General features: G+C 45.4%; 11 protein-coding genes. 5 read left to right on the top strand and 6 right to left on the bottom strand.

The genetic code is table 11. The features are described from left to right. Positions 1-36: 36 nt before the first annotated feature. The 4 genes from FAZ19_RS13065 to FAZ19_RS13080 are packed head-to-tail and all read left to right on the top strand — an operon-like array spanning position 37 to position 7,604. Positions 37-1,167: a FecR family protein gene (locus FAZ19_RS13065; RefSeq protein ID WP_136821147.1), complete on the top strand. Its 1,131-nt coding sequence runs from the start codon at positions 37-39 to the stop codon at positions 1,165-1,167. Positions 1,168-1,173: 6 nt separating this feature from the next. Next, positions 1,174-4,704: a SusC/RagA family TonB-linked outer membrane protein gene (locus FAZ19_RS13070; RefSeq protein WP_229707455.1), complete on the top strand. Its 3,531-nt coding sequence runs from the start codon at positions 1,174-1,176 to the stop codon at positions 4,702-4,704. Between the two features lie 11 nt (positions 4,705-4,715). After that, the gene (locus FAZ19_RS13075) at positions 4,716-6,128 is read left to right on the top strand and encodes a RagB/SusD family nutrient uptake outer membrane protein (protein WP_136821148.1); all 1,413 of its coding nucleotides are present in this window, start codon (positions 4,716-4,718) and stop codon (positions 6,126-6,128) included. A gap of 6 nt (positions 6,129-6,134) precedes the next feature. Beyond that, a complete protein-coding gene (locus tag FAZ19_RS13080) occupies positions 6,135-7,604 on the top strand; it encodes a TlpA disulfide reductase family protein (RefSeq protein WP_136821149.1) in 1,470 nt (489 codons plus the stop codon). 88 nt (positions 7,605-7,692) lie between these two features. Here FAZ19_RS13080 and FAZ19_RS13085 read toward each other — a convergent pair whose 3' ends face one another. From FAZ19_RS13085 to FAZ19_RS13100, 4 genes are all read right to left on the bottom strand, one after another. Beyond that, positions 7,693-8,121 carry a hypothetical protein gene (locus FAZ19_RS13085; RefSeq protein ID WP_136821150.1) on the bottom strand — a complete coding sequence of 143 codons (429 nt, stop codon included), beginning with the start codon at positions 8,119-8,121 and terminating at the stop codon, positions 7,693-7,695. Beyond that, a complete protein-coding gene (locus tag FAZ19_RS24250; RefSeq protein WP_229707450.1) occupies positions 8,122-8,883 on the bottom strand; it encodes a C40 family peptidase in 762 nt (253 codons plus the stop codon). It lies immediately after the preceding gene. A 41-nt stretch (positions 8,884-8,924) separates the two neighbouring features. Continuing rightward, positions 8,925-9,311, bottom strand: coding sequence for a hypothetical protein (locus FAZ19_RS13095; protein ID WP_136821151.1), 387 nt, complete (start codon positions 9,309-9,311; stop codon positions 8,925-8,927). Between the two features lie 198 nt (positions 9,312-9,509). Next, positions 9,510-10,142, bottom strand: coding sequence for a fibronectin type III domain-containing protein (locus FAZ19_RS13100; protein ID WP_136821152.1), 633 nt, complete (start codon positions 10,140-10,142; stop codon positions 9,510-9,512). A 59-nt stretch (positions 10,143-10,201) separates the two neighbouring features. Between FAZ19_RS13100 and FAZ19_RS13105 the strand changes: the two genes are divergently transcribed. Further along, entirely contained in the window at positions 10,202-10,405 is a 204-nt protein-coding gene (locus FAZ19_RS13105) for a hypothetical protein (protein ID WP_136821153.1), read from the top strand. Positions 10,406-10,502: 97 nt separating this feature from the next. Here FAZ19_RS13105 and FAZ19_RS13110 read toward each other — a convergent pair whose 3' ends face one another. Together FAZ19_RS13110 and lipB are read right to left on the bottom strand one after the other, a co-directional pair. Then, positions 10,503-10,805, bottom strand: a complete 303-nt coding sequence (locus FAZ19_RS13110; protein WP_136821154.1) for a hypothetical protein — start codon at positions 10,803-10,805, stop codon at positions 10,503-10,505. Positions 10,806-10,977: 172 nt separating this feature from the next. Continuing rightward, on the bottom strand, positions 10,978-11,676 hold the full coding sequence (gene lipB / locus FAZ19_RS13115; protein WP_136821155.1) for a lipoyl(octanoyl) transferase LipB: 699 nt from the start codon (positions 11,674-11,676) through the stop codon (positions 10,978-10,980). Positions 11,677-11,723: the final 47 nt, after the last annotated feature.

An 11,723-nucleotide genomic window follows, 5' to 3' on the forward strand; every position in this document is an offset into this window, starting at 1 on the left:
AACTGACCGTCGTAAATATGGGGCCAGTACCTGATAATGATGAACAAACTAGACACTAAAAAGATCCTGCAAAAGTACAATGCAGGCGAAAAATTAAGCAGGCAGGAGATACTGTGGCTGGATAGCTTTTATCTACATAAAGCCAAGCAGTCTAAGCACAAGATATCCGATTCTGATCTGGCGAACAACCTGGCACAGGTGGACGCCTCCATGCGGCAACAGATTCCAAAAAAGCGTTTCGGTTCCCACCATATCTGGTGGTACGCGGCCGCATCCGCCGTCATTGCGGTAGCTTTTGCATTATACAGCTATCAATTGGGTTCCACCAATCGGTTAATAGCAGAACAGCGAACCTTACTGGAAAATATAAAGCCCGGAAGCGACAAAGCGATATTGGAACTTGCCAATGGCGAGCAGGTCATCCTAGACGGCACCCAAACCCTACACCATGGAGCCAGCACAATCGCACTGAGCGATAAAACTATCGATCTTCAGAAACTAGGAATTCATGCGACGGCTCTCAATACGATCCGTATACCCCGGGGTGGACAATATAAAGTAGTATTGAGTGACGGATCGACCGTATGGCTCAATGCGGGATCGCAGTTGCGCTATCCAAACGTATTTGCGGCAGACAGTCGTCGTGTGGAACTCATTGGCGAAGCCTATTTTGAGGTTAGTCACAACCCGAACAAGCCGTTTATGGTGAAAACAAAAGATCAGCAGATACAAGTCTTGGGTACCGGCTTTAATGTGCGTGCATATCCAAACAGCCCTTCGGCAACGACCTTGGCACATGGCAAGGTGCAGGTAACGGCATCACAAGCCGTACAACCGCTACTCCTACACCCTGGCGAACAGGCCTTTTTGGACAAGGGATCCTTACATCGCAAACGCGTAAATGTGAATAGCGCTATGGCCTGGAAAAATGGATTATTCAGTTTTCAACGAAGCGACCTACGCGATATTACCGCGCAGCTTGAGCGTTGGTACGACGTAGACTTTGTATTTGAAAACATGACTATCCCGAGCAAGCAAATTACCGGAGAAATATCGCGCCATGTAAGCTTATATGATGTCGTAGAAATCCTATCCTACTTTGACATTAGCTGCCGAATTGAAGGCCGTACAGTATATCTAGATGTAAAAAATAACAAAACCAAATAATCAATCATGAAGCAATACCGAATGAAGAAACTGACCTTACGTCAGTGGCTATTACCCCTTGCGGCATCTGTCGTATTATTTTCGTCCAACGCTTTTTCGCAGATTACACTGCGCGTAAAGCGAGCGGATGCCCGGACTGTGATCTCGTCTATCGAGCAACAGAGTGGGTACCGCTTTGTATACGACGAAGGGAATATACAATTTCCGATCGTAGACGTAGATATAAGCAACGTCTCCATCGAGCGCGCTTTAGCAGCAGCGTTTGATGACAGTAACCTAACGTACAAAATCGTCAAGAAAAATATCTTGATAAAAAACAAGACCAAATCTGCGTCGAAAGCAAGTGCGCCTGGTCGCGTCGAACAGGAAATAGTACAAAGCTATACCTTCTCGGGTAAAGTGGTAGATGCGGCAAATACCCCGTTAGCAGGTGCCAGCGTACGCCTAAAAAATACCGATATCTTTACATCAACGAATGAAGAAGGAATCTTCATACTAACCAGTAATAGACAAAAGGGCACGTTACAGATTAGCTTTATTGGCCATCAGACCGTGGAAGTACCCGCTCAGACGCAGGTAGGCAATATCGTCCTGCCAGAACTGGAGGCCGAACTCGAAGAGATTGCCGTAACAGTGAGTACCGGTTATCAGACGATACCCAAAGAGCGCGCAACAGGTGCGTTTGCTTCACTACCGAAGAAAAGCTTAGAACAACAGCGGCTTAATGATCTAAGCACCTTGCTCGAAGGAAGAATTGCTGGCTACCATAATGGTAGAGTTCGTGGCACGACGTCCATGAAAGGAGTAACCAATCCCCTATACGTTGTAGATGGTTTTCCGATAGAAAATAATACGATAGCTTTCAATGGTAATATTGAAGAAGCACTACCAAACCTCAATTTAGAAGACATCGAATCCATTACCGTATTGCGCGACGCCGCTGCAGCTTCTATCTATGGCGCGCGGGCCGCTAATGGGGTTGTCGTTATCGTCACAAAGAAAGGTAAAGCAAACGGAACAGAAGTAGGCGCTTCTGCGGTTGTAACCCACACGCCTTATTATTTCAACACGAGCCGTTTAACGTCGGCAGCAGATATTATCGGCATTGAACGCGAATGGGCATTACGTGATCCAAAATTAGACACGTTAACTTCTCCCGGTGCGCACGCTTTGCTTAACCAGATGGTTTATCCGACTCGCGGCATACAAACCATTTTGCAAAGCTATGCAGGTACGATCACCGAGACAGAAATGAACAGGCGTTTAGATGAAATGGCGAGTAGCGGCTATCGGTATTATGATGATGTCGAGAAATTCGGAAAGCGCAATCCCTTCGCGCAACAATACAATATTAACATCTCAAATGGAAGCGAAAGAAACCGTTTTTATTCTTCGGTTACTTATAAAAAGAATTTGCTGGAAGACGTTTATAACAAAGAGGATAATTTAGGGATTAACCTGCGCAATACCACGCAAGTCACCAAATGGCTAGCGGTAGAACTCAGTACATTTATGACATACGGTTCGCGCGACGCGCAAACCTATGATTTGCTGCAAAATCCACAATTCCCATTTATGCCGTATGATGGACTCCGCAATGCCGATGGCAGCAACTTCATATCCACCGAAGAGTCCCGCTTAAGTCTAGAGATGCGTGATATCATTAGAAACAATAATCTTTACCCTATGCATATAGATCCATTGAACGAGATCGGGAATAATATTCAAAAGCAGAATCGTTTCGGAAACAGAAGTTACCTGAAGTTGGATGCGAAGCTTGCGGATTGGATTTCGTACATGGGGTGGTTCCAATACGAATATACGCGGGATAACGGTGAGACCCTTTACGACAAAAACTCTTTTTATGTGCGTAATCGGGTGAATGGATATGCACGTACGATCGACGGGCAGCTCCGCTACCTCATACCTTATGGCCATATTTTTGCGACTGATGAGCAAAACGGGCGCAATTTCACCTTTCGGCAGCAGCTTAATATCGACAAAAATTTCGGCAGCAACCATAGTCTTAATGCCATCCTCGGTACCGAGATCCGTAACAATCACATTATCCGTACGAACCAAAGTTTGTACAACTACGACCCGATGGCGCTTACTTATGAGATGTTGACACCAAACATCGGATCCGGTGGAGGTATACTTGGTAACTATGCACAATTTAATCCACAAAGTGATGTTTATGGCAAATTTGATCTTGAGCGTCGCTATGTCTCACTTTATGCAAATGGGGGCTATGCCTACCAAAACAAATACCTGTTGAGCGGTAGTGTACGGTGGGATCGTTCCAATTTATGGGGCACCAGCAATAAATACCAGAACAAGCCGATCTGGTCTCTCGGTGCAGGATGGAACCTCGAAAAGGAAAGCTTTTTTAAAGTAGATTGGATCAATCAGCTGAAGCTCAGAACGTCGTACGGGATAGGTGGTAATATTGCACATGACACCAGTCCTTATTTAACAACTTACTACAATATGAACCCGAATGTAGGCGGTACCTCAGCCACTGTTGATACGCGTCCAAATCCGTTGCTCTCCTGGGAAAAGACAACGACCTTCAACCTGGGAACAGACTTTTCTGTCTGGAATAACCGAATTACCGGTAGCCTTGATTATTATCGGAAGACAGGAGCAGATTTGTTATCCAGCGCCCAAGGCATACCGACCGAAGGTTTTGGCTATAGTACATATGACTTAAACAATGGCGGAATGACAAATCACGGTATCGAAACTACCCTTGGCGCAACGGTAATAAATAAGGGAAAATTCAGTTGGAACACCAATCTTCTCCATGCGTATAATAAGAATAAGGTGACCTATGTAGATGTCGAAGCGCCGGTATATTTCTTGCAAATTGACCATGCCTACGCTTTTCCTAGGATAGGAAATCCATATCAATCCCTATATGGATACGCATGGGCAGGGCTTACCGACCAGGGCATGCCCCAGGTCTATGATAGCGCGGGCGAAAAAGTCTTGTACACACCAGGCGATTTAGCCTCTGTGATTTATGCTGGATCAACAGTTCCCACCCACACGGCATCGTGGACGAATAGTCTCACCTATGCCAACTTCGACTTTTCCATTATGATGACCTATGAAGCGGGGCACAAAATTCGTAATACAGACCTTCCTTATTTAGGGGGATCTTCACAGTTTGCAAATATCCGTATCGCTAACAAAGACATCGCCGACCGCTGGAGGCAGGCGGGCGATGAAATGCACACAGATATTCCGCGCCTGGTCTTTCCGGAAGAAGAAGGCCTGTACAACGCCCAAAGCGAAAATATTTACAGAAACGCAGACATCAACGTACTTGACGCCAGCAACCTAAATATACGCAATATCAGCCTGGCCTATCGTATTCCTGGCCAATACTTAAGCAAGCTACGCATACCAAATGCCCGCATTCAGCTAAATGCCGAAAACGTAGCGCTATTTGCCAAAAGTGCCAACGCAAAAAATATGTTGGGGGGCTACCGCAGACCAAATTATGTCTTCGGACTTTACATTACTTTATAATCTTCATAATCATGAGAAAACAACTGATAAGATATATACTTCTAGGATTTGTAGCAACTGGCGCTGTATCATGCAACGACTATCTTAATGTACTGCCAAAAGGGAAAAAACTTCCGACGACGTATGCAGACTTCGAACCGTTGCTCCGCGATGAATACGGTGTACACCACACCCGCACTACGCAAGCTACCAATCTGCTCAATGATCGATTTGTATCTAGCTCCAATCTCAATTATTACCGCTTATGGGATGCCAACTATTTTTGGCGCGAAGACGTAGATCGAAAATTGCTGAACAATGCCGATGAAGACACCTATTACCAAAGTTACACGAGCATATCAACCTGCAACTTGATCATAGAGAATGGGGCTGAGATGACAGAAGCCACAGATGCGCAACGGAAAGAGCTTGTCGCTACTGCAAAAGTGCTACGGGCCTTAAATTACTTTATTTTAACAAACTATTACGCAGCCACTTATGAGGAAGGAACGGCATCAAACTTACGTGCAGTGCCGATCATCTACAGTGCAGATGTTGGCGCGGCACATACCCAGGTTAGCATTCAGGAAATTTATGATTTCATGATCAGTGAGCTACAAACATCTTTGAGCGATTTGCCCGAGACGGGACTAACAGTTTTGCACCCTGCCAGAGGAGCAGCGCATGCTTTGCTTGCCCGCATCTACTTACAGATGGGAAATTATCCATTAGCACTTGAACATGCTGACGACGCTTTACAGCTAAACGACAAACTCTTTGACTGGCTTACTTATTATCAGCAAAACAAAACGCGTATTGAATCTCCGTCAGACTACGCCCTGAACGAAACCCCTGTAAACCATGGATATGTAGAAAATTACTACTTCCGGCATGGTAATAATGCGTCATCCTACCGCACTTCCGAGTACGCACTGCGTGTAGACCGCGCTGCGCGGTTTGAAGAGGGGGATGCCAAATTTTTATCGCGTTGGAAGCTTCGCACGCTGGGACCTGATACCTACTATGCCACTACAATGACCGGATACCACAACCTGCAAGGACTCACTACAGTCGAAGTATATCTCATTAAAGCAGAGGCCTTAGCGCGTACCGGAAAAGTAGCAGAGGGTATGCAAGTACTGAACACGGTGCGCAAAACAAGAATCCTCGCCGATAAATACGCTGATCTACAAACGAACGACCCCGTACAAGCTATTAAGTGGATCCACCGCACGAAAGCGAATGAACTTATCTTTTCTATCATGCCTTTCGCGGATAAACGACGATTAAATAAAGAAGATGCCTACAAAACAACGTTAACCAAAACTGAAAATGGCACTGCATACAGCTTATCGCCAGCCTCGCATCTTTGGATAATGCCCTTTCCGCAGGGCGCATTCGACAACCCGGGTAACGGAACACTGGAACAAAACGTAGATAAATAAAAAGATATGAAAAACACACTAATTTTCGCCCTGGCGCTATCTGCCACCGTGAGTTACGGTCAGCAAAAGCCAGCCGATCGGTATCAGCAATACCTTCCGATCATCACTGAGGGCTCTGCGGCACAAAAGGACTCCTTAGCTACTGCCTTGGTGGGTGAAGCAAAGAGCTATAAAACGGAAGCCGAATACCGGTCGACGCTAAATATACTCCGCAATTTGGAACAGGATGCAAAAACGCAGGAACTGGAAAAAGTTGCCGTCAAGAAATTTCCGAAAGGTGCCATCACACGCGATGCGTTTATCCAGAACACGCTTTACAAAGCCGAAACTACAGCGGCAAAAGAAAAGGCCTATAAGGAACTGCTAAAAAAATGGCCGGTTAAAAATTTTCCCGACGAAGGGCTTACATACGATTATGCCGTGGCCCAACTGGCGCAAAGTTTCGCTAAAGACGGCGACGCAGCAAAAGCCATACAGTACCTCGAAACCATGCAGGAACGGTTTTGGCGTGGAAATGGATACCTGCCTGTTGGAAAGACGTTATTGGCTCAGGGCGACACCACGAATGCCACTCCCCTGTTGAAGATCGCTATGGATGATGCCTATTACTATATATCCTTGCCAGAGGAACAGCAAGACAATAAAGCGAAGTTCGCCGCCATGGGTTATGCCAGTGCCATGTCGGCATACGTGGATATCCTGGTAAACAGAGGGCAATATGAGCAGGCCGTGGAGCAGATCGAAAAGGCACTGGTGGTGGCACCGCAGCAAGCAGACGCCCTATCCACGGTGTACTATAAATCATTAATCGGCCTGGATCGTAAACTGGAAGCGTACAATATCCTTACGCGGCTCTACGCAAAAGGTCAATTTAATGTAGAAGACCAGCTGAAGAAACTTTACGCCGATCTCAACGGATCCATGACGGGCTACGAGCGGTTCAACGCCAACCTCAAAGAAGAGTTGACACAATCCATCCGCACGCATATCAAAGAAATGGAAACGTTTAAACCTGCCCCAGCCTTCGAGCTACTGAACCTGAAAGGTGAAAAGGTTTCCCTGGCCAGCCTTAAAGGGAAGGTCGTGGTATTGGATTTCTGGGCAACCTGGTGCCAGCCTTGTATCCGCTCGTTCCCGGGCATGCAGGCTGCACAAGCATCCTACGCGGCAGATCCGGATGTAGAGTTCCTATTTATCAATACCTGGGAGCGTGACAAAGATTATAAAACGAAAGTTCCTGCCTTTATCGAAAAGAATAATTATCCTTTCGAAGTATTATACGATGACCAGAAAGACCGGGAATCCGGCCAAAACATGGCGGCACAATACGGTGTGCAAGGTATTCCGGCCAAATTCATTATCGACAAGGAAGGTAATATCCGTTATTTTCTAACGGGGTCTTCGCCCAATGTAGATTACATCAAAATGGAGATGCATGAACTGATCGAATCGGCAAAAAAACCACATAAAGGTTAATACAGTACTAAAGGTTTTTTAATAACACAACAAGGGGGAAAGTTCTGCGATGAACTATCCCCCTTGTTGTTTAATGGAATGCAGTATGTTAACGCGCCCGGTAACGGTAACCCAGATAAGCGATCAGCAGCAATACGGCCAGCATCCATGGCCAATGCGATAGGTTGGAAACCCATTTGCGCCAGGTCCAGGCCGTCGATTGAACCTGCGTTTCTGTCAGGGCATCCACGACACCGACCCGATGGCTGTAAGTACTGCCACGCGATCGTCCGTCTTGATACTGCACCCAGCCGTTGTACGCCGATAGGCCGCTATCGGGATGGAAGTAAAAGACACTGTCGGCATAGAATGACCATATTCTCCGCGCGCTATCCGTTACCCGTTGCTGTCTGTCTTCGGCAGTCCACCATGTCGATTTCGAAAGTGCGGTATTGGTCTGCTCCCGCTGTACAGTTGTTTTTTGCATTCCGCAGCTGGCTACCAGCCACAGAAATACCAGAAGGTAAGTGCATTTCATTTAGTGGAGGTTTTGGTTTTCCGTTATCCAATCCGCAAGGGCATAAATCGTAGACAGGTGCCTCCGCCTCGATTCCACCCGGTTGTTGCTGTTTCCTTCAATCGTGATTAGGTATTTATTATCCCGCTCCTTGATCAATCCGACGTGGTTGATGCGTTTCGCACTGCTGCTATAAATGCCAAATACATCTGCAATTGCAAATTCGCGTATTTTCAAATTCGCAAACTTCCCCCGTTTCCAGTACGTCCGTGCATTCGGAAATAAAGCCGGGCTCCAGGGATTTCGAGGCTGCGTAAGCCCCGCCTGCCCATAGCACCAACTCACAAATGCCGCACACCATTGATGCCCCTTGCCAAGGTTTGTATACCTTAGGTATTGTTCTACGCGTTTGCCATCGTTTTTGCCGGTTGCTTCCTTGATTCCGAGTTCTGCTGCAGCGATGGTCGTGATCTGTTGGCGGATAGATCCCTTCCCAGGAAGCACGTCATTGCGATGAATGCAATGAAGAAGCAATCTGTCTGGCAAAAGCTCAGATTGCCGCGTCGCTATGCTCCTCGCAAAGACGTGCTTTTGCCTTGCGTTCTGCCTGAAGCCTTGAAAAAACGGCCTAGGACGATACAGCGTTAAGAAAGTGTCATAGCGACCGTCGAAAACAGGTCGAAGAAATGAAGCGAAGCGAAATGGCTCCGAAATGTTTAGGTCGCTATGTTCACTTTTAGCGTCGTATTGTCCAAGCCTAGAGCTTTTTGCTTCTTTTTGCATCGATGGGAAAAAGAAGGCCCTGTCCTGGCAAGGACGATACATTAAAAAACTATAATTAAACACAGTAACACTGCATAAACAAGCAAAAAGAAAACCGAAAAATAAAGAACACAAAGCTGCCATGACGTCAATTGATTAAAGTGATTACCTAAATGTTTACGAAAAGTCTTGAACGGTTGCCACAGCAGTTCCTGCAGCCAGATGCTACAGAAGATGGCGAGTAGGCCGCTAATCAAACCCAATATCAAAACCGATAAAATACCGATATCGAGTATCCCCGCAGCCGGGTCGATGAGCTGCAGGACCGTCCCTGCAAATACAAAAAGTGTGAGCAGCCATAAAAGCACGATACCCAGTTTTTGCTTTATTCCGATTTCCCCGAGCATATCCTGGATAAGCCAAGGGGTATTAGTTTGTAGTGTTGTCATTTTAGTAGTATTAAGTATTTAGTATTAAGTATTGAGATTATCACCGTTGGCACGTCACTGCGAGAAGGCACGACGAAGCAGTCTTTCGTTAATTCCTTTACTAGATTGCCGCGTCGCTACGCTTCTCGCAAAGACGAGCACTGTGATCCTGATTTCTAGTCACCAGTCACCAATCACCAGTCACCAGTCACCAATAACCTATCTTACAATCATTGATACCGGTTCTGTCCAATCGCTTGTACCCTTTCCATTCCGTGCACGCACCCTTACGTAGTACTTTGTCGCGGGTACTAGCGGCGCAATAATATTTCCGCGGGATGTCGTTGTAAAGTAAGAATCTCCCCATTCGATCTCCGTTGCACCACTTGGCCATTCGCCGATCTGGATTTCGTACTCCCAGATACCCTTCTGTGCCGTAAAGTCTACCCGCATCTGTCCGCTCAGGTTACCGTCCTTTAAGACTACCCGCTCGACGGTATAAGGCGCACGTTTGCTGGCCGGCTGTTTGGCCAAGATCATAGCCGAACTGGTCAGCACGGCTAGGTTGCCTGCTGAAGTAGTATTCACATAATGCGCCAGCTGGCCCAACTCATACAGCAGCTGTTTTCTACTTTCATTCTTGATCCGAATGTCGAGCACGCTACCGCCACGTATGGCGATTTCATGTTTGGAGCGGTATTCATTTACCACCGTCGTTAAATCCGCCAATGCGGGAATGGGGTCGGGAAAATTTGCATTGTCGGTCAATGCACCTAAAATTTTCCCTGCTAAGGCTGCCAGTTCATCGTCCGACAGTCCTTCGTAATTTGAGACAACTCTTTCTGTTCTCATGATAATTTGCTTTTTAATGTTAAACTGTAATGTTGCCTGCCTATTGGAAGACAGTAAAAATGGCAAGTCGTGAAGTTGTCCAAAACAGCAAATGTTTTGGACAGGTTGCTTCACCAGATCTGATCGAGAAGGCGGTGCTCTTGAGGGTATGTATATTGTTTTCATACCCAAAGATGGGTACGAAGAAATGGTTAGTCGAGATTTTAGCCAAGGTTAGCCCAGCACTGGCCAAGATTAGCCCGGGATTAGACATATATGCCTAAAAAGGGTGGTTTTTGATATTTAATCAGCGCTGGCCGATATAACATCGAGGGCTAAGGAAACATCAACTACAATCAACGAAACATCCCTAAGGGCTAACTAAACATCATGGAGCGTTAATGGAACATCATCCACTGCTAATGAAATATCATGAGAGGTTAAGGAAACATCCCTGACGGCTAACGATGTTACGGTGAAGGTTAATGATATTACCGGAAGGCTAAATGATATGCAGTCGGGCTTCGACGATATCCACTCCAGTATGCATGATATCGTGTCGAGTGTAAATGATATATCATCAACACCTAACGTAGACACGCTAAGCGCTAATGATATATCGTCGATGCCCAACGATATTGCGTCGAGTGTCGAGGATACATCCTGAGGTATAGATGATGTCACGGTTAGGCTTAAGGATGTTGCCTTAACCGTTAGGGATACTTCCTTGAAGCCTAACTAAATTACGCTAGCGCTTACTGATGTCACATTAAGAGTCAACGATGTACAACCGAGGGCTAATGATGTTCAGGTAATTGCTGACTGGATTCAGCTCAGCGCTAATTAATTGGTCAATCTATGTTATTAGTTTCGTATTAAAAACTTCTGAAAAGTGAAACAATATTTTTTCTTTTACTTCTTCCATATCAATCGTCCTGTTCAGTTCATTCTGTAAAGTTGTGACAGTACGATCTTCTTGCGTAATCCCACAAGGCACAAAATAGTTATAATATTCCAGTGAATTGTTAATATTGAAAGCAAATCCGTGATTAGTTACCCACCGAGAAAGATGCACGCCAACAGCACAAATCTTCTTTTTCTTTGCTGTAGCGTGATCTTTTAACCAGACCCCGGGAAATTCTTCGTCATAGTAACTTTCAAGGCCATAATCGTTCAATGTTTGTATAATTACTTCGGCTATACTCTTTATATACCATCGTACATCTGTTTTGAAATTTTCAAGATCTAGTATCGGATACCCCACTAGTTGACCTTCTCCATGAAATGTTATCGCTCCTCCGCGTCTTATATCTAAATGATCTAAACCAACATCAGAAAGTTTACCTCTTGGAATAAATAGCTCACTTTCTTTCGCTGAACTGCCAAACGTTAAAATAGGCTGATGTTCACAGAGAATTAGCAAATTATTTGCAGACGTGTCTATTTTAAGTTGTTTAAGTTCAATAATAATTTTTCGAACCTCTTGTTGAAATGCTAAGGCATCCTCATAAGATATATTTCCTTTATTGAGATAAGTTAATTTAACTTGCTTCATAAGTGCATTATTTAAATACTATCGTATCAGACGATATGTTCCCTTGT

It is taken from the genome of Sphingobacterium alkalisoli (genome assembly GCF_005049105.1).
Classification (GTDB): domain Bacteria; phylum Bacteroidota; class Bacteroidia; order Sphingobacteriales; family Sphingobacteriaceae; genus Sphingobacterium; species Sphingobacterium alkalisoli.